Raw genomic sequence first — 25,508 nt, 5'->3', positions numbered from 1 at the left:
GATTTGAACCGGTTATTAAAATTTGTCAGATGCAGGGAGAGTTAAAGCAGGGATGAGTTAAATGGGCGCTGCCAATGCAGGGTCAGGATAGTGTTTTTGGTCTCTGCATTATAGGTTTTCCCTACTACGGTAAAACCTTGTTTACGATAGAAGTGATAGGCACGCTGATTTCGTTGGTAGACCTCTAGAGTTAGCGCGCAGTAGCACTGTTGAACGTAATCCATCAACGCTTGCCCAATCCCCTTACCGTGCAAGGATTGGGTGACGAACAGCGCGCCGACCAGTTGTTCTTCGAGAATACTAATAAAGCCTGCAATGGGGTTAGCATCACCGGTAGTTTCCGCTGACAAATATAGCCAAGTGCGTGCCGCCGGGAGATAGGTATTCCGTACCAACGGGGCGCTCTCGTGCCAGTATTGTTCGGCCACAAAAGGATGCGCAGCAATGGTACTGGTCAGCCACAATTGCATCAGGTCATCGAGATCGCTTGGTTGGTAAGGTCGAATCATTTTACGGCGTTATCCGGGTGACAAAAACAGCTTGCCAGATGGTCGTTCACTAAACCGCTGGCCTGCATAAATGCGTAGCAAATGGTGGAACCGATAAATTTAAAACCTTTTTTTTTCAATGCTTTTGACATTGCATCTGATACGGGTGTGGTTGCGGGTGACTCCGCCAGACACCACCAATGGTTAATTTTTGGCTCGCCATCAACAAAACTCCAGATAAAGCGCGAAAAATCCTCACCGTTGGCTTCCATGGCCAGATAAGCCTGTGCATTGGTGATAATGGCCTGAATCTTACCGCGATGACGGATAATACCGCTGTCCAGCACCAGTTTTTCTACATCGTCTGGCCCCATTTTCGCCACACGCACCGGATCAAAATTATGGAAGCACTTGCGGTAGTGTTCACGTTTTTTCAGCACGGTTATCCATGACAGTCCGGCTTGTTGCCCTTCGAGGCAGAGCATTTCGAACAGCGCCTGACTGTCGGTCCGTGGGATACCCCATTCAGTGTCGTGATAAGCGAGATAGAGAGGATCAGAGGTGACCCAACCGCAGCGTTGTAGACTCATAACTCGTCTTCCTTTTTATTATCTGACTTAGCAGAGGATGATCGCTGTTCATTAGCTGATTAGCAACCTATCGACGGACTCTTTACCTTTGTTGGCGCAGAGCAGAATAATCAGTTGGAATACAGTGAAAGGCTCATTTTATCGACAAATCCATCTTGATTGTTGCATCTTGCCGGATTCTGGCTGTATATCTTACGGTCAACGGGTATACTGACTCATTCCATTTTAATCCACTTGTATCGCGTGCGAATCCAACATGCAAAAGTTTGATACCAAGACCTTTCAGGGCCTGATCCTGACGTTACAGGACTATTGGGCGCGCCAAGGCTGCACCATTGTTCAACCACTGGACATGGAAGTCGGCGCGGGTACCTCCCACCCAATGACCTGCCTGCGTGCACTTGGCCCAGAGCCAATCGCTGCCGCTTATGTACAACCTTCACGCCGCCCGACCGATGGTCGCTACGGTGAGAACCCAAATCGCCTGCAACACTATTATCAGTTCCAGGTGATCATTAAGCCTTCACCAGACAACATTCAGGAGCTGTATTTAGGCTCGCTGAGAGAACTGGGTCTGGACCCGACTATCCACGATATCCGCTTTGTCGAAGACAACTGGGAGAACCCGACCTTGGGTGCCTGGGGTCTGGGCTGGGAAGTGTGGTTGAACGGGATGGAAGTGACGCAGTTCACTTACTTCCAGCAAGTGGGCGGTTTGGAATGTAAACCGGTCACTGGCGAGATAACCTATGGTCTGGAACGTTTAGCGATGTACATTCAGGGTGTAGACAGCGTTTATGACCTGATTTGGTGCGACGGCCCGCTGGGCAAAACCACTTATGGCGATATTTATCATCAGAATGAAGTGGAGCAATCCACCTATAACTTCGAATACGCCGATGTGGATTTCCTGTTCTCCTGCTTTGAGCAGTATGAGAAAGAAGCTCAGTCGCTGCTGGCACTGGAAAACCCGCTGCCGCTGCCCGCTTATGAGCGCATTCTGAAAGCTGGCCATACGTTTAACCTGCTGGACGCCCGTAAAGCCATCTCGGTGACCGAGCGCCAACGCTATATTCTGCGCATTCGTACGCTGACCAAAGCTGTCGCCGAGGCTTATTATGCTTCCCGCGAGGCGTTGGGCTTCCCTATGTGCAAAAAGAATCAGAACTAAGAGGCTGTCATGACTCAACAGACTTTCCTGGTGGAAATCGGCACGGAAGAGTTGCCGCCGAAGGCTCTTCGTTCTCTGGCCGAATCTTTTGCTGCCAACTTTACTGCTGAACTGGATAACGCCAACCTGCCTCATGGTGAGGTGGTTTGGTATGCTGCGCCGCGCCGTCTGGCGGTAAAAGTGGCCGATTTAAGCGCGGCTCAGGCGGATCGTGAAGTTGAAAAACGCGGCCCTGCCATTGCGCAAGCTTTTGATGCTGAAGGTAAACCGAGCAAAGCCGCCGAAGGCTGGGCACGGGGTTGTGGTATTACTGTCGATCAGGCTGAACGCCTGGTTACTGACAAAGGCGAATGGCTGCTGTACCGCGCCCATGTCAAAGGCCAATCAGCACAATTACTGCTGGCAGATATGGTGAATAGCGCGCTGAGTAAGCTGCCTATTCCAAAACTGATGCGCTGGGGTGATAAAGAAACCCAATTCGTTCGCCCGGTTCATACTGTAACCCTGCTGTTAGGCAGCGAATTGATTCCAGGCACTGTGTTAGGTATCGATTCAGACCGCATTATTCGTGGTCACCGCTTCATGGGTGAGGCTGAGTTCACTATTGATAACGCTGACCAATACCCGCAGATTTTGCTGGAGCGCGGTAAAGTCATCGCTGATTATGAATCACGTAAAGCTATAATCAAGCGTGATGCAGAACTGGCAGCGCAGAAGATTGGCGGTATTGCTGATCTGAGTGAAAGCTTGCTGGAAGAAGTGACATCACTGGTTGAATGGCCGGTGGTGCTAACCGCCAAGTTTGAAGAGAAATTCCTAGCAGTACCTGCGGAAGCACTGGTCTACACCATGAAAGGTGACCAGAAGTACTTCCCGGTTTACGATGCTGCCGGTAGCCTACTGCCAAACTTCATTTTTGTTGCCAATATCGAATCTAAAGATCCTCAACAGATTATTTCCGGTAACGAGAAAGTGGTTCGTCCGCGCTTGGCTGATGCGGAGTTTTTCTTTAAGACTGACCGTAAAAAACGTCTGGAAGACAATTTGCCGCGTCTGGAAACCGTGCTGTTCCAACAGCAATTGGGGACGTTGCGTGACAAGACCGACCGTATTCAAGCATTGGCGGGCTGGGTTGCCGCACAGATTGGCGCGGACGTTAGCCATGCTACCCGTGCAGGTCTGCTGTCCAAATGTGACCTGATGACCAACATGGTGTTTGAATTCACCGATACTCAAGGTGTGATGGGGATGCACTATGCCCGTCACGATGGTGAAGCTGAAGATGTTGCTGTAGCGCTGAATGAGCAATACCAGCCACGGTTTGCCGGTGATGATTTGCCATCTAACCCAGTTGCTTGTGCATTAGCGATTGCCGATAAGATGGACACATTGGCCGGTATTTTCGGCATTGGTCAACATCCGAAAGGTGATAAAGACCCGTTTGCGCTACGCCGTGCGGCGTTGGGAGTACTGCGCATTATCGTCGAGAAGAACTTGCCACTTGATCTGCAAACGCTGACTGAAGAGGCGGTGCGCCTGTATGGCAGCAAGCTGACCAATGGCAACGTGGTCGATGAAGTGATTGAGTTCATGCTGGGCCGTTTCCGTGCCTGGTATCAGGATGAAGGTCACAGCGTTGACACTATTCAGGCGGTACTGGCTCGTCGTCCAACCAAACCGGCTGATTTTGATGCGCGGGTGAAGGCGGTGACCTATTTCCGTACCCTGGATGCCGCAGCGACATTGGCTGCTGCTAACAAGCGTGTATCGAATATTCTGGCGAAATCCACTGATACCCTGAATGACCATGTGCATGCCTCGGTGTTAAAAGAGCCGGCAGAGCTGAAACTGGCAACACATTTAGTGGTGTTGCGTGACAAACTGGAGCCAGTCTTTGCTGCGGGTCACTATCAGGAAGCGCTGGTGGAACTGGCAGCTCTGCGAGAAACGGTCGATGAGTTCTTCGACAGTGTTATGGTTATGGCAGAGGACGATGCAGTGCGGATCAACCGTCTGACATTGCTGAGTAAATTACGCGAGCTATTCTTGCAGGTTGCTGATATTTCGTTATTACAGTAATTCTGTACTTGGCTGGTCACAGGGGAGCGTATATCGCTCCCCTTAGCTATTCTTATTACTCACGTTAGATGATAAGAATGGGATTTTGTGAAAATAAGTACTTACTACAGGAGTAGTTTCACATGACTTTTGCACTGAATACAGCCCGATATTCACGTTGGTTAGCGCCATTACTGGCGTTACTGGTGGTGTTCCAATTGACCGCCTGCGGGGATAAAGAGCCAGAACAACGTAAGGCTTTTATTGATTATCTGCAAAATACAGTGATGCGTAGCGGGATGAAACTGCCAACACTGAGCGAAGATCAAAAACAGAAATTTGGCCCTTATGTCAGTGATTATGCGATTTTAGTCACTTTTTCACAGCAGCTTACCAAATCTGTTGATGCCAGCTTGAGCCCGGCGATTGCTCAAATCAATGAGATTCGCGTGGCGCAGGATTATCTCGCCAAGCGTGATGCATTACAGCAGTCCGCAGGTGCATTGAACTTGTTAGTGCAACAGATTCGTACGGCAAAAACACAAGCCGATAGTGCGGTTGCTGCATTGAAACAGCCTGATGATTTGAAAGTGGTATTTAATAAAGCTTTCGATAATATTGTGACTCAGCCAGCCAATGTGTTGATCCCAGCAGTGCCGGTGATTTCTGCTTTTGTGCAGGATCTGGCACAAGTTGGTGATTTCTTGCAGCAGCAGGGAACGCAGGTCACTTTCAATAATGGCGGCGTTCAATTCCAGACCCCACAGCAAGCAGCGCTATATAACACGATGATGGCTAATTTAGTCGCCAAGTATCCGGCGATGATGACGGCACAGAAGAGTGTTGCGAGTGTCATGCAGTGATGGTTTTGGTTGATTTGATTTGATTTGATTTGATTTGATTTGATTTGATTTGATTTGATTTGGTGATCGGTTCGGTTGTTAGGACTGATCGAGTTATTCTTTCGGTTAGTATTTGATAAGTGAATAAGTTCGGTTGTTAAAGTAACTGAATTTACTTAACCTGCGATGAACCAACCGGCAAAGGGGCCATAAGCGTGGCCCCTTGTGCAATCCCGCGCTTGCGCGAAATATTGCCCTGCGGGTAAACCGTCCGCGTCTTTCGGGCTGACGAGCCAGCGCGATTCGCTCCTGCTCAAGCGCGCTTTTCGCGGGCGTCCATGCCCGCTCACTCTACCCTCATTCCTTGTCGGCAATATTCCTGATTGCGCTCAACGTCAAAACCATCGCTTTAGGTTTTGATTTTCTCTTTTGACTTTAAAAGCACATTTGAGCTGCCGAGTGAAGAATGAAGTCAGCGAAATCCGCCATGGACGGCGGATTTAGGCGTCATGAGCAGGGATGCGACAACACTGCGAAGCAGTTTTGAACAACGCTTGCGTTGGCCCGAAGGGTAGCCTCAAAGAGGCCATAATAAAGCCGTCCCGCCAGCGTAATGATGAGCCGCAGGCAAGCGATACGTGCGCAAGCGCGGATTGTTAAGGCCCACGCTTATGGGCCTTAACTCGGTTGAGGCGACTGAGCTAAAATGACCTCTGAGCGTTTATCAACCGAAACCTGATCCGAACCTAAGCACTAAACCCATATCAACCGAAACCCGCTCCAATAATGTGCCCCCTTCCCCCTGTTATTTTATTACACATTTCTACCGAGAGTTGAGTCTGAGAGGTTATTAGCAGGGTGAATGTCTCATCTCCTCTCTACGAGCAAAAATAACTTGTGATTAACATCACATTTTCAAAACAAACTAACCCACGCAAAATGTGATTTATATCACTCTTATCGAGCTTTTTAGCTTAAAAATTCGTCGTCGTGGTTTTCTTACAGTCATTTAGTGTGATCTGCGTCAACAAACACACCCCTATAATAGGGGGTTTGGTGTGACTTATGTCACATAAATCCAGTGAGCTACGCGTGAATAAAGGAGCATGCTAGAGTTTGTTTTGCATACAGCGTGTTTGTATTCGATAGCACCGGCGGGTTTTGCAGAACTGCCTCAACAAAACAATTATATCGCGCTCTTATTGTTAGCGCGTACCAATAGGGGTGTTTTATGTTTTCACCAGACGCAAAGGTCAGAATTCAAAATTTTGGCCGATTCCTCAGTAACATGGTTATGCCCAATATCGGGGCGTTTATTGCCTGGGGTATTATCACCGCACTGTTTATTCCAACCGGCTGGCTGCCAAATGAAACACTAGCCAAACTGGTTGGCCCAATGATCACCTACCTGTTACCACTGCTGATCGGTTTTACCGGTGGCCGTTTGGTGGGGGGTGATCGCGGTGGTGTGGTAGGTGCTATCACCACCATGGGTGTTATCGTTGGTGCGGATATGCCAATGTTCCTCGGTGCGATGATTGTGGGTCCACTGGGTGGCTGGGCAATCAAACACTTTGACCGTTGGGTTGAAGGTAAAATCAAAAGCGGCTTTGAGATGCTGGTTAACAACTTCTCAGCCGGTATCATCGGTATGCTGTTGGCGATTTTGGCCTTTATGGCGATCGGCCCATTTGTAGAAGTGTTGTCTAAAGCACTGGCTGCTGGTGTGCATATCATGGTGCAGCTTAACCTGCTGCCATTAACGTCTATCTTCGTCGAACCAGCTAAAATCCTGTTCCTGAATAACGCGATTAACCACGGTATCTTCTCACCTCTGGGTATCCAGCAGGCGACTGAAACCGGTAAGTCTATCTTCTTCCTGATCGAAGCAAACCCAGGCCCAGGTATGGGTGTGTTGATGGCTTACATGTTCTTCGGTAGAGGCAACGCTAAGCAATCTGCTGGCGGCGCGGCTATCATCCATTTCTTCGGTGGTATCCACGAAATCTATTTCCCATACGTGCTGATGAACCCGCGCTTATTGCTGGCGGTTATTCTGGGCGGTATGACCGGCGTGTTCACTCTGACTGTGCTGAACGGCGGTCTGGTATCACCTGCGTCTCCTGGTTCTATCCTGGCAGTATTGGCGATGACACCTAAAGGTGCTTATTTTGCCAACATTGCTGCAGTTGCTGCTGCGTTTGCCGTCTCCTTCGTGGTATCCGCTATCTTGCTGAAAACCTCTAAAGTCAAAGACGACGAGGAAGACAGCCTGGAAGATGCAACTCGCCGTATACAAGATATGAAAGCGCAATCTAAAGGCGCACAAGCGGCGAATGCTGCCGCTGCCGCAGGCGACCTGACCACAGTACGTAAAATCATCGTAGCTTGTGATGCTGGTATGGGTTCTAGTGCGATGGGGGCCGGTGTGCTGCGTAAGAAAGTACAAGATGCGGGCTTGAGACATATCTCGGTGACTAACTGTGCTATCAACAACTTACCAGAAGATGTGGACTTGGTTATCACCCACCGTGATTTGACTGAGCGAGCCATGCGCCATGCGCCACAGGCACAACATATCTCGTTGACCAACTTCCTTGATAGCCAGTTGTACACCAACCTGACAGCACGTTTGGTGGAGGCGGCTAACACGACAGCAAGCACTCAGAAAGTGATTGAAACGCTGGACGATAGCTTTGAAGCCTCTGAAGCCAACTTGTTCAAGCTGGGCGCGGAGAATATTTTCCTCAATCAACACGCAGCCACCAAAGAGCAAGCTATTCGCTTCGCTGGTGAGCAGTTGGTGAAGGGCGGTTATGTTGAGCCGGAATATGTTGAAGCGATGTTGGAACGTGAAAAACTGACCTCCACCTATCTGGGCGAATCTATCGCGGTACCACACGGTACCATTGAAGCGAAAGACCGTGTGTTGAAAACCGGTGTAGTATTCTGCCAATACCCTGACGGCGTGCGCTTTGGTGACGAAGAAGATGAAGTGGCGCGTTTGGTGATTGGTATCGCGGCCCGTAATAATGAGCATATTCATGTTATTACCAGCCTGACGAATGCGCTGGATGATGAGTCGGTGATTGAGCGCTTAAGTAAAACTACCAGCGTGCAGGAAGTATTGGACTTATTGGGTGGCAAAAAGTAACCCAGCAATAACTGAATAGGGCCGTTGGGAGAAACGGCCCTTCTACAGCAAAAGGTAACGAATATGAAAGCATTACATTTTGGCGCAGGTAACATTGGCCGGGGCTTCATTGGTAAACTTCTTGCTGATGCCGGTGCGCAACTGACCTTCGCAGATGTTAACCAGCCGCTGCTGGACGAACTGAATAAACGTAAAAGTTATCAGGTCAATGTGGTTGGTGAGCAGGCGCGGGTTGAAGAAGTCAAAAACGTGAGTGCAGTAAACAGTAGTAGCCCAGACGTGGTGGCGCTGATTGCTGATGCCGATATTGTCACCACCGCTGTTGGACCGCAGATTCTGGCACGTATTGCCGGCACCGTGGCACAAGGCTTAGTCGCTCGTCATCAACAAGGTAATACTCGTCCGCTGAATATTATCGCCTGTGAGAATATGGTGCGCGGTACCAGCCAGTTAAAACAGCATGTCTTCGCTGCGTTACCGGAAAGTGAACAAGCGTGGGTTGAGCAACATGTCGGTTTCGTAGATTCCGCGGTAGACCGTATTGTGCCGCCATCAGAAGCGGGCAGTACAGATATTCTGGCAGTGACGGTAGAGACCTTCAGTGAGTGGATTGTTGATGGTACCCAGTTCAAAGGGCCGCCACCGGAAATTGCAGGTATGGAGTTGACCGACAACCTAATGGCGTTTGTGGAGCGTAAACTCTTCACCCTGAACACCGGTCATGCGATAACGGCCTATCTGGGGCAACTGGCCGGCCATCAAACCATCCGTGATGCCATTCTGGACCCAGCAGTACGCCAGACAGTGAAAGGCGCGATGGAAGAGAGCGGTGCAGTGCTGATTAAACGCTATGCTTTTGATCCACAAAAACATGCCGCTTATATCAATAAAATCATCTCCCGTTTTGAGAACCCTTACCTGCATGACGATGTTGAACGTGTTGGCCGTCAGCCACTGCGTAAACTGAGTGCCGGTGATCGATTGATCAAACCGCTATTGGGTACACTTGAGTATCAACTGCCACACACCAATCTGGTAACCGGTATTGCGGCGGCCATGAGTTATCGCAGTGAGCAAGACTCACAAGCTCAGGAGTTGGTTGAATTACTGGCGAAATTGGGGCCGAAAGCTGCTTTGGCGCAAATTTCAGGCTTACCCGCTGATGGCGAGGTTGTCGAACAGGCGGTGAGTGTGTATAACGCCATGCAGGACAAGCTGACGCACTAATTTTGTGATGAACAAAATGAGTTTGCGTTAGGTGATATACCCTAAATAATTCGAGTTGCGGGAAGGCGACAAGCGAGATACAAATCGGTCGGGAACCGATTTGTACAGCATTTATGCTAGCCCGTAGGGTGAGCCTCCAGGATGAGGCTCATTAATCCCGATGAGCTTACGCAGTCAAGTGATTCGGGTTATTGAACGTAGCCAACGCACATGCGGCTTGAAGTATGACGGGGATAAATACCGTGTCAGATTGCGCGGTATTTATCTTTTCGTAGCCCGATATTCTGAAACCACCTCAGTGACAAGCGATGATTGAAAAAACACAGGCATTTGAGAATCGGGTACTTGAGCATCTGAACGCAGGCAAGACCGTTCGGAGTTTCCTGATGGCTGCTGTCGAATTATTGGCAGAAGCGCTGAATATTCTCGTGGTGCAGGTTTTTCGTAAAGATGACTATGCGGTGAAATATGCCGTGGAGCCATTGCTGGTTGGCGATGGGCCGCTTGGTGAGCTATCTGTGCGACTAAAGTTGGTTTATGCCTTGGGTGTGATCACCCGTCATGAATACGAAGATGCTGAGCTATTGATGGCGCTTCGTGAGGAGTTAAACCATGATGGCACCGAGTATCGCTTTACTGATGACGAAATCCTCGGGCCATTTGGTGAATTACATTGTGTGGCTGAATTGCCGCCAGTGCCCACTTTCCTGCGCCCGGATGAAGCAGACGCGTCGCTGATTGCCATGCAACGCCAGCGTTATCAGCAAATGGTGCGTTCCACCATGGTGCTCTCGATTACAGAATTGCTCTCCCGCATCAGCTTAAAACAGGTTTCCAAGCTGTCACCACTCGGCCATGCCTGAGTTACGGCAACACACTGAGCCATTCGTCAACTAACAGCCACAATGCTGTTATTGCCATCAAGCCCCCCATCACTCCATTGAATAATCGTAGTTTCCAGTTAACCCGTAACGCATGGCGTAACTGATCCCCCATCACCGCCCAAACGGCCACACAAGGCAGATTTAACAGAGCAAAACCACTAACAATCAGTAGGGTATGGCTCAGCGTAGCACCTTCACGTGGTGTAAATAAGATGGCGACATTCATAGCCATCAGCCAAGCCTTTGGATTAATGGCCTGGAATAAAGCCCCCTGGATAAACCCCATTGGTTGCTGGCCATCTCTTGACTTCGGGCTACCGGAATTAAAAATTTTCCACGATAACCAGAATAAATATGCACATCCCAGCGTCACCAGTGGCAAGCGAATTACCCCCAGCCAACTGAGAATTAATGCCAACAATGTGGTCATTAATGCGCATTGCAACGCGCAGCCAAAGGTAATCCCCAACATCATTGGGAAGGTACGACGTAAGCCAAAATTGACACCAGATGCAGCTAATAACAGGTTATTTGGGCCTGGAGTGATCGACATAACGGTAACGTAACTGATGAAAGCACTGTCTAGCATGGGATATCCTCCCCTTTCGTACTTGAAGCTGCACGGGTGAGTAAGCTTGTTGCCTACCTGCAACTCCAATTACTGTGGGTATTATATTATTGATGTTATCGAGAGATTCAGCATAAACAGCAATCCGCTATGGCGTCAGAAGCAGAAGTTATCTATTGTTGTGGGTACAGTTTGTATAAGATTTAACTGTACCCATTGAACCTGCGGAGAACTGTCACCATGCCCGTTGTTATGAATGAAATTCGCTACTTGCAAGTGGCTGACAATCTGGCGCAGGCCATTAAGAAAGGCAGTTTGCTGGCGGGTAGCCGCCTGCCATCAGTGCGCGGTTACGCCAAAAACCATCAGGTGAGTATCAATACGGTGGTGGCAGCTTACCGTACGCTGGAGGATCGAGGCTTGATTGAAGCGCGTCCGCAGTCAGGGTTTTATGTTTGTAGTCCGTCAACGGCGGTGGTGCCAACAGCGACAGTCGGCAAACCGGTAAATGAGGTGCTGGATTTAATTGATACGGTATTTGCCGCACAACAAAACCCTCGCTTTACCAATATCTCGCTCGCCTGTCCACAAACGGCGGATTTTTACCCCAGCGCCAAGTTGGGCCGCATCATGGCATCACTATTGCGTCGTGAGCCGCAGTTAATCAGTCAGTACGCGTTGCCACCAGGATGCCAGCGCCTGCGTCAGCAAATCGCCCGCCGCGCCATGACCCTAGGGATGCTGGCTAATCCGGCAGATATCACTATTACGCATGGTTGTATGGAGGCGTTGCAGTTAGCGTTGCGGGTCACCACCAAACCGGGTGATTGTGTCGGGCTGGAATCGCCAACCTATTTCTATCTGATGCCATTACTTGCCAGCCTTGGCCTGAAAACCGTGGAGATTCCAACCGATCCACAGCAAGGTTTATCGTTGGATGTGTTGGAGTTACTGCTTCAGGAGGGGCGGTTGAATGCATTGATCGCTATGCCAACGGTGCAGAATCCGTTAGGTTTTACGATGCCACTGGCGGCGAAAAAGCGCCTGGCACAGTTGATGAACGATCATCAGGTGCCGCTGATAGAAGATGGCTTATATGCAGAAATACAATTCGGTTCTACTTTGTCCCCAGCGGTAAAAGCCTTTGACCGCGACGGTTGGGTGCTGTTCTGTTCCAGCTTCACCAAAACACTGGCCCCAGACTTCCGTATCGGCTGGATTGATGGTGGCCGCTTCGCTGAGGCATTACATAAGCTCAAAGCGGTGTCGTCGATGGCGGAACCGGCGTTATTATCAGAAACACTGGCACTGTTTCTGGAGTCTGGCGGTTACGACCACCACCTGCGCGGGCTACGGCGCCGTTATGCGCAACAAGTACAACAGGCGCAGCAACTCATTGCACAGTACTTCCCTCGTGGGACCAAAGTGACCCAACCAGCAGGGGGTTTTGTTTTCTGGGTCGAGTTCCCTGCCTGTGTCGATACCGTGGCGCTATTTCATCAATTGCTACAAGAACAGATATGCCTGACCCCCGGTACGCTTTACTCGCCGAGTGGCCGCTATCGTAATGCTTTTCGCCTCTCGTGCTGTTATCCGTTCAACCACCACTATACCCAAGCTTTGGTCAGGCTCGGGGAGGTTGCTTGTGAAATTAGCAGCCTACCGGCCGGCATGCAGTGGCAACCAATACAGGAGGCTGCTGCTGAAAAGCACGCATCCTGATACACTCTCTATCTTGATGCACAATCAGTGCTATCCTATCCCCAACTTTAGCGAAATATCGTGCCCATCAGTGGCATGTACGGGCCAATACTATGAAAGAACATGCAGAAATCAAACGTCTAAGCGATATGCTGGATGCGTTGAACCACAAAGACCCTACCGTGATCCAACAGGGTAATATGGATTTGATCGCGCAGCATATGAAAGAAAAAGAGAAACTGGCGGCTGAAATTCAGCGCCTGAAAGAAGTGCGGGTTAAAAACCTGAGTGCTGAAGCACAAAAGCTAGCTCAACTGCCGTTCAGCCGTGCTATTACTAAAAAAGAGCAGGCGGATATGGGCACGCTGAAGAAAGCGGTACGCGGTATTGTGGTGGTACACCCAATGACGGCATTAGGCCGTGAGATGGGCTTGAAAGAAGTGACCGGCTACGCGAAAAAAGCGTTCTAATTGCGACTTTCGAAATAACCGGGTGTGTGGCATGGCCGCTACCCGGTTTGTTGTGGGTTTTCATCTCTCTTGACATATGCTAAGCATATGCTAGTGTCTTTAGTGACACGATTATCAGGAGTAAAAATATGAGAACAGTCTCTATTTTCAAAAATGGCCAAAATCGGGCAATACGTTTACCAAAAGATATGGACTTTGCGGGTGTCACCGAACTGGAAATACTCAAAGATGGCGATAATATCATTTTAAGACCTATCCGCCCTACATGGGTATCATTCATGGATGAAGATAAAGCGGATAACGATTTTCTTACGGAAAGACAAGACGTTATCGAAGAGGGACGCTTCGAATTATGATGAAAAGAATATATATGCTCGATACGAATATTTGCTCTTTTATTATGCGGGAACGCCCTGCTGAATTAATTATAAAATTACAACAGTGTATTGAGCATCAGAATAAAATAGTCGTTTCAGCCATTACATACTCAGAAATGCGGTTTGGTGCAATTGGTAAGAAAGCATCACCGAAACATAACTATTTAGTAGATGAATTTGTGAAACGATTAGATGCTATCTTGTCGTGGGATGCAGCGGCTGTAGATGCTACCACTAATATTAAAGTTGAGCTGGCAAAGCAGGGTACGCCAATTGGCGGAAATGATGCAGCAATAGCCGGACACGCAATTTCGGCTGGAGCAATATTAGTGACTAATAACATTAGAGAGTTTGAAAGAGTTAAAAAGCTGCGAATTGAGGATTGGAGTAAATAATCATCATTTCTAATAAAATTTACAAATACAACCCAATCATATATTCAAGGTGGTGATTAAAATTACCTATTTAATTACTGCTCTTTCATATAACTTGCCGTCCTTGGCAAGATCGTGTGTTGTATTATTTGATAATTAATACATCAAGAACCTAATAACCGCCGATTGAAATCCTCGATCTTTCCTTGCGAAAGACGCGTTAGCATAGTTTTACTCCAACTGGTGGATAATCCTGATACAGCCAGCAAGCGGTGATACTGTTCTTTATCGAAAGGCATATGCCAGGCGATGGCAATCGCTTCTGCCACCGAGATATCACTGGTGCGCGCCAACAGCTCTAATGCATGGCCCTCACTAACAATACCGGTGGAAATTACGCGATACAGCCAGCCGCAATAACCGGTCTGCTGCATCAGTGCCGACATCTCCTCGATAGCGAAATGGAAGTTGAGCTTGTAACAAGGTGAACGCGGTTGAGTCACCTGAATGATTGCCCCTCCCCAGCGGTAGATATCCCCCATATAGACATTTTGTTCCGTCATGCCGAGGGTTGAGATATTTTCGCCATAGGCTGGTGCTGCGAAAATATCTTCCTGTGCAGGGAATCGCTCTATCCAGTGGGAGTAGTGTTCTCGTGGATAATGGCATAAGGCGCGGTCCGGCCCACCGTGAAAGCGGGTCTCGGCTTGTTCATCCCCTTCCAATCCCAGCGTCGTGAGCATGATGCCACCCTGAACCTGACGTTTACCAATCGCGCTCGGGGAACTGCCGTTATAAGGCTCGATTTTACCGATATAAACCTGAGGATACTTCATCTGCTCTCCTTGTCTGCGTTGGGAAGGGAGAATCAGAATACCCTGCCTGACCGCAGGGTTCCAAGGTAAAAGAGGTTATCGATAGGATTGAGCGAAACGACGAGATAGGCAGGAGTAACCGCATTGGCTACTCCTGCCGGGTAACGCGGTTTAGCGGATAATCAGAAGGTTTCCCAATTATCGTGCTGAGTGGTGCGACTGCTTTCTGTGCCAGAGCGAGGTGTTGGGGTACTTTTAGGTGCCACGGATGCACCGACGTTTTTCTGTGCCGATTCTGCCTCTGCATCGGATAGGCGGAACACGGCGACGGCCTGTGCCAGTAAAATGGCTTGTTCAGCCAGTGAGTCGGCGGCGGCGGCAGACTCTTCCACCAGGGCCGCATTCTGCTGAGTGGTGCTGTCCATTTCAGAGATAGCCTGGCTAACCTGCGTGATACCACGGCTCTGCTCATCGGATGCTGAGGCAATTTCCGCCATAATATCGCGCACATGGGTCACTGAGCGGACAATATTCTCCATCGTTTGCCCGGCATTTTGCACCAACGTGGTTCCGGCATTTACCTGAGTCACTGACTCGCCAATCAAGCCTTCAATTTCTTTCGCCGCTTGTGCACTGCGTTGTGCCAAATTGCGAACTTCGCTGGCGACAACGGCAAAACCACGGCCTTGCTCGCCGGCGCGGGCGGCTTCAACCGCAGCATTCAAGGCCAAGATATTGGTCTGGAAAGCAATACTGTTAATGACTGAAGTAATCTCAGAGATACGTTTGGAGCTACCGGAGATATCGTTCATGGTGCGCACCACATCGTTAACCAGCTTACCGCCCTGTTGTGCGGTTTGTGATGCCTCGGTTGCCAGTTGATTAGCATGGTGGGCATTATCGGCATTCTGCTTAACCGTGGCATTCAACTGCTCCATGCTGGCAGCGGTTTCCTCTACAGCCGCAGCCTGCTGTTCGGTGCGGGAAGATAAATCGGTATTACCGGCAGCAATTTCGCCGGAGGCATGAGACACCTGACTGACACCAATGCGGATCTCATCAATCATGGCGCGCAGGTTTTCATTCATCCGGGCGACGGCATTCATCAACAGGCCCAACTCATCGGTACGGTTTGATGTTGTCGCCGCAGTTAAATCACCGGTAGCAATGCGCTCTGCCATCGCCAGTGTGGTGCGCAGTGGTACCGTGATCTGGCGGGTCATGCGCCATGAAATCAATAGACCAAACAGCAGTGCGGCAATGGCAGCAATAGTTAACTGCAATTGCGCATTATTGATTTCTGCGTGGGTCCCTTGCAGCTCTTGGGTGAACAGATGGGTGGCCAGTTTATTCAATTCGTTGGCATTCGACTCCATCACTTTACCGGTCTCCAGCTCTTGCTGATAAGCCGGTAAATAGGCCAGTACGTTATCTTTATAGGTACTCAGGCTGGAGATAACCGGAGCCAGCAGCTTTTGCTGTTCGGCCGATAGCACCGGCATAAAAGCATTTGCGGCACTATTAGCGATATTGATTGAGGTAATCAGCGAGGACTCTGCATCCTGGTTGCGATCCAGCAATAAGCCGCGTGCGTTGTAGCGTACGGTCATCAACTTCTGGTTCATCTCTGCTAGCAGGATTTGGGTATTGGTATCTGCCCCTTCATTAAGTAGGCTTTGTTGCAGCTCGTTGAGGTTCTTCTGGGTTTCAGAAATATTCCAGCTTTTGCGCACATCATCTTTATGGGCTACGGCATTGACGAAGTTACTCTGCTGCTGCAGATACTCCTCTACCACATCGGAAATACTGCTAATGGTTTTGCGGTTATCTGCCGACCAACTAAGACTTTCGCTCTGGGTCAGAAGATTTTTTATATTATTGATATGTTGAGAATTTTCTTTGATGTATTGCAGAGAGTAGGTACGTTCATATAATGCGCGATTATATTTTGCCTGATTGGATTCATCGTTAACTTTGTAACTCAGGTCAACTTTATAAGCATGATCTTCAATCACGGAGAAATGATAAGCGGTGGTACCGGCGATGATCCCGACCAGCAACAACATCAGGAAAAAGCTTAATCCCAGCTTTTTACCGACTTTCATATTTTCAAAGCTGCCAAAAACGTTGCTAAATACTGCCATGTTCTTCTCCGTTATGCGGTGTCTCTGATGCAAATCAATCAGCGTAGGTGAGTTTGGGGAGGTCTAGTTATTAGAAGATTTTGGGGAGTTGGTGGTATGTGGGGTAGCCTTGGCAAGAGTACTTATCCCAAACGATATACCCGTCATACTTCAAGTTGCATGTGCGTTGGCTGCCTTCCTGCAACTCGAATTATTTAGGGTATAGTTCATGAGCTTTATATCCATGAATACCAACGCCCTTCTTGGACAATCTATCGGCAGAAATTGGCTAAACTTTAGCAATAAAAATGCCAGCAAGATGACCTTGCTGGCATGTATCCTTCGGACTTGAAGCTACAGGGTTGTTAGCTGCAACTCCACGTTCTTTGGATATGCAACATACGGTTTATGCGGCTTATTTGGCTTGAGTGAAACGCGCTGCTGCTTCGTCCCAGTTAACCACGTTCCAGAATGCTTTGATGTAGTCTGGGCGGCGGTTTTGGAATTTCAGATAGTAAGCGTGTTCCCACACATCCAGGCCAATAATTGGGAAGCCTGATGCGCCAGAAACTGCTTCGCCCATCAGTGGGCTATCTTGGTTAGCAGTAGATACAACCGCCAGCTTGCCGTCGTCTTTCAGAACCAGCCAAGCCCAGCCAGAACCGAAACGGGTTGCCGCAGCAGCTTCAAATTTCTCTTTGAAGCTATCTACGCTGCCGAAATCGCGCTCAATAGCGGCTTTCAGATCACCCTTCAGGGTTGTGTCCAGTTTCAGCCCTTTCCAGAACAGGCTGTGGTTAGCGTGGCCGCCGGCGTTGTTACGCATAAAAGTGCGTTTTTCAGCAGGAACTTTGTCCAGATCTTTGATCAGGTCTTCAACGCTGAATTTAGCCAGCTCAGGGAAGCTCTCCAACACCGTGTTTGCATTGTTAACATAGGTCTGGTGGTGTTTGGTGTGATGGATTTCCATCGTCTGCTTATCGAAGTGGGGTTCCAGGGCGTCATAAGCATAAGGCAGGGATGGCAGTGAGTAACTCATAATCATCGTCTCCGTAGTGTAGGGCGGCGCAAAAAAAGTAAGCGCCGCGTAAGCATTCGGATCATTATAGTTAATTAAATGATATTGAAAATGATTATCAATGCCGTACTAATTGTATGGTCTTTCTATTCGCTAATCCGCTGCGGATGGGTGTAAACCGTTGCTCTACCGGGTTTACTGAAGCCAACCAGCGTCAGATTACAGCGCTCGGCAACTTCAACCGCTAAGGTTGTTGCAGCAGAAACAGCAAATAAAATCTCTGCACCGCACATTGCGGTTTTCTGCACCATCTCATAGCTAGCACGGCTGGAAACCAGCACAGCACCTTGCTGCCACGGCTGTTTGGCCCGTATCCCCAGCAGCTTATCCAGTGCGACATGGCGGCCCACATCTTCACAACCACCCAACAATTCACCTTTCGGATTAATCCAGGCCGCAGCATGAGTGCAACCCGTCAACTGACCCACAGTTTGTACCTGCTTGAGTTGTGCCAGTGCGTTATCGAGTTGATTCAAATTAAAGGTCTGAGTGAAAGGCAGAGGGGTGATGGGGCGAAAAATATCATCAAGCTGTTCAATACCACAGACCCCACATCCGGTGCGGCCGGCCATAGCCCGGCGGCGCTCTTTTAAACCGGCAAAGCGACGGCTGGATAACTCAATGTTAACTTCTATGCCATTACAGCCTGGTGTCACATCAATGGCGTAGATATCTTGTGGGGCGCTAATAATGCCTTCTGACAACGAAAAACCTAGCGCGAATGCTGCCAGATCTTTCGGGGTTGCCATCATCACCACATGGGAAATGCCGTTGTAGACCAGCGCTACCGGCACTTCCTCCGCCAGCCAATCCAATTGCGGCTCGGCCATTTGATGGCGCTGTAGCACGTTAAGTTGTTTTGCACCGCAGATTCCGGTGGAGAGGTCAATTGTTGAAGGTTTGATCTGGCTCACTATGCGGCCCTGAAAGTTATAACCCATAATCACAATGTGGTAACATTCACATTAAGAATGGTATGGGTATAATTCTATTTCCAGAAGAATGTATCCCACACCGATAAAGGTGATATCGCGTAAGCGATTTTAGCGCTTCCGGTTTCGTTGAGGGAAGTGTGAACTGAAATAATGTGACAATGAACGAAGGAGAGACCCATGCAGGTCAGCAGAAGGCAGTTCTTTAAGATCTGCGCTGGCGGTATGGCAGGAACCACGGTCGCGGCACTCGGCTTTACGCCGTCAGTGGCGCTGGCGGAAACGCGCAATTACAAATTGCTGCGCGCCCGTGAGACGCGGAATACCTGTACATATTGCTCCGTTGGTTGCGGGCTTTTGATGTATAGCCTCGGTGACGGCGCAAAAAACGCCAAAGAGAGTATTTTCCATATCGAAGGGGACCCGGACCATCCGGTAAACCGTGGCGCGCTGTGCCCGAAAGGTGCAGGGCTGGTGGATTTTATCCATAGCGAAAGCCGCCTGAAATATCCTGAATACCGTGCTCCGGGTTCAGATAAATGGCAGCGAATCACTTGGAATGATGCATTTGACCGCATTGCCAAGCTGATGAAAGAAGACCGGGACGCTAACTTCATTAAGACCAACGACGCCGGTGTTACCGTCAACCGTTGGCTGAGTACCGGTATGCTGTGTGCCTCGGCATCCAGTAACGAAACGGGTTATCTGACCCAGAAATTTAGTCGCGCTCTCGGCATGCTTGCCGTAGACAACCAAGCACGTGTCTGACACGGACCAACGGTAGCAAGTCTTGCTCCAACATTTGGTCGCGGTGCGATGACCAACCACTGGGTTGACATCAAGAACGCAGACTTAATTATCGTCATGGGCGGTAATGCGGCAGAAGCGCATCCGGTGGGGTTCCGCTGGGCGATGGAAGCCAAAATCCACAACAATGCCAAGTTGCTGGTGATAGACCCACGCTTTACTCGTACTGCATCGGTGGCGGACTTCTATACGCCAATCCGCTCCGGTAGCGATATCGCGTTCCTGTCCGGCGTGTTGTTGTATCTGATGACCAACAACAAAATTAACCGCGAATACGTCGAAGCTTATACCAACGCCAGCTTGCTGGTGCGGGAAGACTTTACCTTTGATGACGGCCTGTTCAGTGGCTATGACGCCGAAAATCGCAAATACGACAAAACCACCTGGAATTACCAGTTGGATGAAAACGGCTTTGCCAAACGCGATGTCACGCTGCAAGACCCGCGCTGTGTGTGGAACTTGCTGAAAGAACACGTCAGCCGTTACACGCCAGAGGTGGTCTCCAATATTTGCGGTACGCCAAAAGAAGATTTCTTGCAGGTTTGCGAATATCTCGCCGAAACCAGTGTGTCCAATAAAACCGCCACATTCCTGTATGCGCTGGGCTGGACACAACACTCGGTTGGCGCGCAGAACATCCGTACCATGGCGATGATCCAGTTGTTACTGGGCAATATGGGCATGGCGGGGGGCGGTATTAACGCCTTGCGCGGTCACTCTAATATTCAGGGTTTAACTGACCTGGGTTTGCTGTCACAAAGCTTGCCGGGCTACCTGAATCTGCCGTCAGAAAAACAGCCGGATATTGACACTTATCTGAAGGCCAACACGCCGAAAACCCTGTTGCCGGGCCAGGTTAACTACTGGAGCAATTACCCGAAATTCTTCGTCAGTTTGATGAAAAGTTTCTACGGTGATAAAGCCCAGAAAGAGAACGGCTGGGGCTACGACTGGTTGCCGAAGTGGGATAAAGGCTATGACGTATTACAATATTTCGAGATGATGTCGCAGGGTAAAGTGAATGGCTATATTTGCCAGGGCTTTAACCCGGTCGCGTCGTTCCCGAACAAAAACAAAGTAGTAGCATCACTGTCGAAACTGAAATTCCTGGTAACTATTGACCCGCTCAATACTGAAACCGCGAATTTCTGGCAAAACCACGGTGAATTTAACGATGTCAGTCCATCGAAAATTCAAACCGAGGTGTTCCGCTTGCCATCCAGTTGTTTTGCTGAAGAAAACGGTTCAATTGTTAACTCCAGCCGCTGGCTGCAATGGCACTGGAAAGGTGCTGATTCACCGGGCGAAGCATTGAACGATGGTGCCATTTTGGCAGGTATCTTTAGTCGTCTGCGTGACATGTACCATCGGGACGGTGGTGCAGTGCCAGAACAGGTGCTCAATATGACCTGGGATTATCTGACGCCAGACAATCCAGAGCCAGAAGAAGTGGCACAGGAAAGCAATGGTAAAGCACTGGCTGATATCACCGATGCTGACGGCAAAGTGCTGGTCAAAAAAGGCGAGCAGCTCAGTACCTTCGCTCATCTGCGTGATGATGGTACTACCGCCAGTGGATGCTGGATCTTTGCCGGTAGTTGGACACCGGCCGGTAACCAGATGGCACGCCGTGATAACGCTGACCCATCCGGCCTTGGCAATACACTGGGCTGGGCGTGGGCATGGCCGCTTAACCGCCGCATTCTATACAACCGTGCCTCTGCTGACCCACAAGGTAAACCGTGGGATCCGAAACGCCAGTTGCTGGAGTGGGATGGCACCAAATGGGGTGGCGTTGATATCCCAGATTACAGTGCCGCGGCACCGGGTAGCGATGTCGGGCCGTTTATCATGCAGCCAGAGGGCATGGGCCGCCTGTTTGCCATCGACAAAATGGCAGAAGGACCGTTCCCGGAACATTATGAGCCATTTGAAACGCCGTTGGGCACCAACCCGCTGCACCCGAATGTGATATCCAACCCGGCCGCGCGCGTGTTTAAAGACGATTTGGCCGCAATGGGTTCTCATGAGCAGTTCCCGTATGTCGGTACCACTTATCGTCTGACCGAGCATTTCCACTACTGGACTAAGCATGTGCTGCTCAATGCTATCGCACAGCCAGAACAGTTTGTGGAAATTGGCGAAAAACTGGCAGCGAAAAAGGGCATTAAGCAGGGCGATACCGTGAAAGTCAGTTCCAACCGTGGCTATATCAAAGCCAAGGCGGTGGTGACCAAACGTATTCGTACGCTGAATGTTCATGGGCAGGAAGTTGACACTATTGGTATCCCGATCCACTGGGGATACGAAGGGGTGGCGAAAAAAGGCTTCCTGGCCAATACCCTGACACCGTTTGTCGGTGATGCCAATACGCAAACGCCAGAGTTCAAGGCGTTTCTGGTCAACGTGGAAAAGGTGTAACGGAGAGAACCTATGTCACTGCAAACCCAAGACATTATACGGCGCTCCGGCACCAACTCCCTTACGCCGCCGCCACAGGATCGTAACCACCAGCAAGAGGTGGCCAAGCTTATCGACGTCACCACCTGTATCGGTTGTAAAGCCTGTCAGGTGGCGTGTTCGGAGTGGAATGATATCCGTGATGAAGTCGGTCATAACGTCGGGGTGTACGATAACCCCGCAGATCTGACCGCTAAATCATGGACGGTGATGCGTTTTTCTGAAGTTGAAGATGAAGAGAGCGGCAAGCTGGAGTGGCTGATCCGTAAGGATGGCTGCATGCATTGTGCTGACCCCGGCTGCCTGAAGGCATGTCCGTCGGAAGGGGCAATCATTCAGTATGCCAATGGTATCGTCGATTTCCAGTCAGAACACTGTATCGGCTGTGGTTACTGCATCGCCGGTTGCCCGTTCGATGTGCCGCGCATGAACAAAGATGACAACCGGGTGTATAAATGTACCTTGTGCGTCGATCGCGTTGGTGTTGGCCAGGAACCTGCCTGTGTGAAAACCTGCCCGACCGGAGCGATTCACTTTGGCACCAAAGAGTCAATGAAAGAAGTCGCTGCGGGCCGGGTTGCTGAGTTGAAAACTCGTGGCTTTGATAACGCAGGGTTATATGACCCCGCTGGCGTGGGGGGCACCCATGTGATGTATGTACTGCATCATGCGGATAAACCGCAGCTCTATCATGGTCTGCCGGAGAACCCGACCATCAGTCCGACAGTCACCTTCTGGAAGGGGATCTGGAAACCACTGGCAGCGGTGGGCTTCGCTGCAACCTTTGCGGCCAGTATCTTCCATTATGTGGGTGTCGGCCCGAACCGGGTTGAAGAAGAGGAGAACGAAGACGATAAGCCGGATTCAACACCTGCTGACACGTCATTGCCGCCACCGGAGCAGACCACCGCTGAGCACTCAGACGACGGGGAGACGCCCAAATGAAAAAAGAAAAACGCATCCAGCGCTACAGCGCGCCGGAGCGCATCAACCACTGGATAGTGGCCTTCTGCTTTATACTGGCCGCTATCAGTGGTTTGGGGTTCTTCTTCCCGTCATTTAACTGGCTGATGAATATTTTTGGTACGCCGCAGTTGGCACGCATCCTTCACCCCTTTGCCGGGGTGATTATGTTCGCCGCCTTCCTGATCATGTTTTTCCGTTACTGGAAACATAATCTGATCAATAAGGAAGACCTGGAATGGGCTAAAAATATCCATAAAATCGCCATGAATGAGGAAGTCGGCGACACGGGGCGCTATAATTTCGGTCAGAAGTGCGTATTCTGGGCTGCTATTATCAGTCTGGTGTTGTTGTTGGCCAGTGGTGTTGTTATCTGGCGGCCTTATTTTGCGCCTTCCTTCCCGATCCCGCTGATTCGCCTGGCACTGCTGGTGCATTCGCTGGCGGCGGTCGGGTTAATTATCGTGATTATGGTGCACGTTTATGCTGCCCTGTGGGTTAAGGGCACCATTACCGCGATGGTAGAAGGCTGGGTACCGGCGGCGTGGGCGAAAAAGCACCATCCGCGCTGGTACCGTGAGGTTAACGCCAAAAGTCAGCGTCAGAAAAAACAGGAAGAGAAACCCTGATGAGTATTCGCATTGTCCCTAAAGATCAACTAGGAAAACAAAGCGAAAAAGGCACAACGGCGGGGAATATCCCGCCGTTACTTTTCGCGAATTTAAAAAGCCTGTATACCCGGCGCACTGAACGTTTACAGCAACTTGCGCTGGATAACCCGTTGTCCGATTATCTGGATTTTGCGGCTAAAATTACCCAAGCGCAGCAAAAAGCGCTGCATGACCATCCGCTGGTGTTGGATATGCAGGCTGAGTTGGAGCAATCCGCTGCCAGCGGTAAACCGCCCCTGGATCTGAGTGTTTTTCCTCGCACTGAACATTGGCGTAAGCTCCTGTCAGCACTGATTGCTGAACTACGCCCTGATGCCCCGGATCATATTGTGGCCGTATTGGATAATCTGGATAAGGCATCGGTACATGAGCTGGAACTGTATGCTGATGCGCTGTTAAACCGCGAGTTTGCCCAAATCGGCAGTGAAAAAGCGCCATTCATCTGGGCGGCTTTATCGTTGTATTGGGCGCAGATGGCCAGCCAGATCCCCGGTAAGGCGCGAGCTGAATATGGTGAACATCGCCAGTTCTGCCCAGTCTGCGGCAGTATTCCGGTCTCCAGCGTGGTGCATATCGGTACCCAAAACGGTTTACGTTATCTGCACTGCAACTTGTGTGAAAGCGAGTGGCATGTGGTCCGAATCAAATGCAGTAACTGCGAACAGACCCGTGATTTGAATTACTGGTCACTGGACAGTGAACTGGCGGCAGTAAAAGCGGAAAGTTGTGGTGATTGCGGCACTTACCTGAAAATTCTCTATCAGGAAAAAGACCCACAAGTTGAAGCGGTTGCTGATGATCTGGCCTCGCTTATTCTTGATGCCAAAATGGAAGGTGAAGGATTCGCCCGCAGCAGTATCAATCCATTCTTGTTTCCAGGGGAATAGGTTTCCGGGTCACAAAATAGAAGTATAGTTTGTATGGTTATTATACAATGGTCGCGCTCACATGTGATGGCCATTGTAACCACTGTTGGTTTTATTGACAGGCGCTACTCCATCATCCGAGCGATACGCTAACTTAAATAAGGATATTTATTGTATGTTGAAGATAGTCGCAAAACTGACGGTAGTGATGGTGTTGGTAGGTGGTCTGGCCGCGTGTGATAACAGTAAGGAGAGCAAGGAAAGCACCAACAATGCCGCCCCTGCATCGACCCCTGCTACAACACCCGCGCCCGCTCCGGTAGCCTCTACACCCGCAGTAACTCCGCCAGCAGCAACCACGCCAGCCGCTAAACTTTCCGCTGACCAGCAGCAGGTTAGTCTATTTGATGGTAAGGTTACCTTTGTATTACCAACATCATTTGTTGACCAAACTAAATTGGCGGGTGACGTAAACAATGAGCAAAATCAAACGTTGTTATTGATTGATGCTGCCGGTAAACAAATGGCCGTCACTGCGGTGACTAACCCGCCGGGCGTTGAATTGCTTGATACCAGTGATTTGTCCCTTGATGCGTTAAACAAAGGGTTATTGCAGGGGTTCAGTGCTCAGTACCAGAATATTAAACAAACCGGACAAAAAGACATCACCGTTGATGGCCATAAGTTCCGCCTGTTTGATACCAAGCAAAAAATACAAAATTCGCCGATGGTAGCGACTACAATCTTTACTGTGTTAGATAAGAAAGTGGTATTTATTCAGATGGTCTCTGCCGCTGAAAAAACCAAGCAACACCAAACGTTAGTGAATAGCGTGGTTGATTCTATCGCGCTACACTAATTACTCAGACCGAGCGCCGTACCATTATTA

The 25,508-nt window shown here is 49.7% G+C and carries 22 protein-coding genes; 15 read left to right on the top strand and 7 right to left on the bottom strand.

Features of this window, described 5'->3' with window-relative positions:
• Positions 1-41: 41 nt before the first annotated feature.
• Positions 42-509, bottom strand: coding sequence for an N-acetyltransferase (locus A6J66_016570; protein PNM25648.1), 468 nt, complete (start codon positions 507-509; stop codon positions 42-44).
• Positions 506-1,078, bottom strand: coding sequence for a DNA-3-methyladenine glycosylase I (locus A6J66_016565; GenBank protein ID PNM25647.1), 573 nt, complete (start codon positions 1,076-1,078; stop codon positions 506-508). Before A6J66_016565 ends, A6J66_016570 begins: the two co-directional genes overlap by 4 nt.
• Before the next feature lie 256 nt (positions 1,079-1,334).
• Between A6J66_016565 and glyQ the strand changes: the two genes are divergently transcribed.
• From glyQ to A6J66_016535, 6 genes are all read left to right on the top strand, one after another.
• Positions 1,335-2,249, top strand: coding sequence for a glycine--tRNA ligase subunit alpha (gene glyQ / locus A6J66_016560; protein PNM25646.1), 915 nt, complete (start codon positions 1,335-1,337; stop codon positions 2,247-2,249).
• Between the two features lie 9 nt (positions 2,250-2,258).
• On the top strand, positions 2,259-4,328 hold the full coding sequence (locus A6J66_016555) for a glycine--tRNA ligase subunit beta (GenBank protein PNM25645.1): 2,070 nt from the start codon (positions 2,259-2,261) through the stop codon (positions 4,326-4,328).
• A gap of 122 nt (positions 4,329-4,450) precedes the next feature.
• The gene (locus tag A6J66_016550) at positions 4,451-5,170 is read left to right on the top strand and encodes a DUF3053 domain-containing protein (GenBank protein PNM25644.1); all 720 of its coding nucleotides are present in this window, start codon (positions 4,451-4,453) and stop codon (positions 5,168-5,170) included.
• Between the two features lie 1,210 nt (positions 5,171-6,380).
• Positions 6,381-8,303 (top strand): PTS mannitol transporter subunit IICBA, encoded by a 1,923-nt coding sequence (locus A6J66_016545; protein ID PNM25643.1) that lies wholly within the window; start codon positions 6,381-6,383, stop codon positions 8,301-8,303.
• A gap of 63 nt (positions 8,304-8,366) precedes the next feature.
• Positions 8,367-9,530, top strand: coding sequence for a mannitol-1-phosphate 5-dehydrogenase (locus A6J66_016540; GenBank protein PNM25642.1), 1,164 nt, complete (start codon positions 8,367-8,369; stop codon positions 9,528-9,530).
• A gap of 308 nt (positions 9,531-9,838) precedes the next feature.
• Complete coding sequence (locus A6J66_016535) at positions 9,839-10,393, top strand: MltR family transcriptional regulator (GenBank protein ID PNM25641.1); 555 nt, start codon at positions 9,839-9,841, stop codon at positions 10,391-10,393.
• A 1-nt stretch (position 10,394) separates the two neighbouring features.
• Here A6J66_016535 and A6J66_016530 read toward each other — a convergent pair whose 3' ends face one another.
• Entirely contained in the window at positions 10,395-11,003 is a 609-nt protein-coding gene (locus tag A6J66_016530) for a LysE family translocator (protein PNM25640.1), read from the bottom strand.
• A 219-nt stretch (positions 11,004-11,222) separates the two neighbouring features.
• Here A6J66_016530 and A6J66_016525 point away from each other — a divergent pair, with 219 nt between their 5' ends.
• From A6J66_016525 to A6J66_016510, 4 genes are all read left to right on the top strand, one after another.
• Entirely contained in the window at positions 11,223-12,704 is a 1,482-nt protein-coding gene (locus A6J66_016525) for a PLP-dependent aminotransferase family protein (protein PNM25639.1), read from the top strand.
• A gap of 92 nt (positions 12,705-12,796) precedes the next feature.
• Entirely contained in the window at positions 12,797-13,153 is a 357-nt protein-coding gene (locus A6J66_016520) for a hypothetical protein (protein ID PNM25638.1), read from the top strand.
• A gap of 128 nt (positions 13,154-13,281) precedes the next feature.
• A complete protein-coding gene (locus A6J66_016515; GenBank protein PNM25637.1) occupies positions 13,282-13,509 on the top strand; it encodes an AbrB/MazE/SpoVT family DNA-binding domain-containing protein in 228 nt (75 codons plus the stop codon).
• Positions 13,506-13,925, top strand: a complete 420-nt coding sequence (locus tag A6J66_016510) for a VapC toxin family PIN domain ribonuclease (GenBank protein ID PNM25636.1) — start codon at positions 13,506-13,508, stop codon at positions 13,923-13,925. The genes A6J66_016515 and A6J66_016510 overlap by 4 nt, the downstream gene beginning before the upstream one ends.
• Positions 13,926-14,068: 143 nt before the next feature.
• On the opposite strand, the gene A6J66_016505 is transcribed toward A6J66_016510, so the two are convergent.
• The 4 genes from A6J66_016505 to A6J66_016490 all read right to left on the bottom strand — a co-directional run bounded on the left by A6J66_016505 (position 14,069) and on the right by A6J66_016490 (position 18,834).
• The gene (locus tag A6J66_016505) at positions 14,069-14,740 is read right to left on the bottom strand and encodes an MOSC domain-containing protein (protein ID PNM25635.1); all 672 of its coding nucleotides are present in this window, start codon (positions 14,738-14,740) and stop codon (positions 14,069-14,071) included.
• Positions 14,741-14,901: 161 nt separating this feature from the next.
• A complete protein-coding gene (locus A6J66_016500) occupies positions 14,902-16,863 on the bottom strand; it encodes a HAMP domain-containing protein (protein ID PNM25634.1) in 1,962 nt (653 codons plus the stop codon).
• A 394-nt stretch (positions 16,864-17,257) separates the two neighbouring features.
• Positions 17,258-17,881, bottom strand: a complete 624-nt coding sequence (locus tag A6J66_016495; GenBank protein ID PNM25633.1) for a superoxide dismutase [Mn] — start codon at positions 17,879-17,881, stop codon at positions 17,258-17,260.
• Positions 17,882-18,006: 125 nt separating this feature from the next.
• A complete protein-coding gene (locus A6J66_016490) occupies positions 18,007-18,834 on the bottom strand; it encodes a formate dehydrogenase accessory sulfurtransferase FdhD (protein ID PNM27051.1) in 828 nt (275 codons plus the stop codon).
• Positions 18,835-19,032: 198 nt separating this feature from the next.
• On the opposite strand from A6J66_016490, the gene fdnG reads away from it, so the two are divergent.
• From fdnG to A6J66_016465, 5 genes are all read left to right on the top strand, one after another.
• Positions 19,033-22,080, top strand: coding sequence for a formate dehydrogenase-N subunit alpha (gene fdnG / locus A6J66_016485; GenBank protein PNM25632.1), 3,048 nt, complete (start codon positions 19,033-19,035; stop codon positions 22,078-22,080).
• A gap of 12 nt (positions 22,081-22,092) precedes the next feature.
• Positions 22,093-23,064 carry a formate dehydrogenase subunit beta gene (fdxH, locus tag A6J66_016480; GenBank protein ID PNM25631.1) on the top strand — a complete coding sequence of 324 codons (972 nt, stop codon included), beginning with the start codon at positions 22,093-22,095 and terminating at the stop codon, positions 23,062-23,064.
• The gene (locus A6J66_016475; protein PNM25630.1) at positions 23,061-23,711 is read left to right on the top strand and encodes a formate dehydrogenase cytochrome b556 subunit; all 651 of its coding nucleotides are present in this window, start codon (positions 23,061-23,063) and stop codon (positions 23,709-23,711) included. The genes fdxH and A6J66_016475 overlap by 4 nt, the downstream gene beginning before the upstream one ends.
• Entirely contained in the window at positions 23,711-24,640 is a 930-nt protein-coding gene (locus A6J66_016470; GenBank protein ID PNM25629.1) for a formate dehydrogenase accessory protein FdhE, read from the top strand. Before A6J66_016475 ends, A6J66_016470 begins: the two co-directional genes overlap by 1 nt.
• Positions 24,641-24,794: 154 nt before the next feature.
• Positions 24,795-25,478 carry a DUF1795 domain-containing protein gene (locus A6J66_016465; protein ID PNM25628.1) on the top strand — a complete coding sequence of 228 codons (684 nt, stop codon included), beginning with the start codon at positions 24,795-24,797 and terminating at the stop codon, positions 25,476-25,478.
• Positions 25,479-25,508: the final 30 nt, after the last annotated feature.

The organism is Yersinia enterocolitica (assembly GCA_002082245.2).
Lineage (GTDB): Bacteria > Pseudomonadota > Gammaproteobacteria > Enterobacterales > Enterobacteriaceae > Yersinia > Yersinia enterocolitica_E.
Note: the sequence above shows the minus strand (reverse complement) of the source record. Positions and strands in the feature narration are given on the sequence as shown.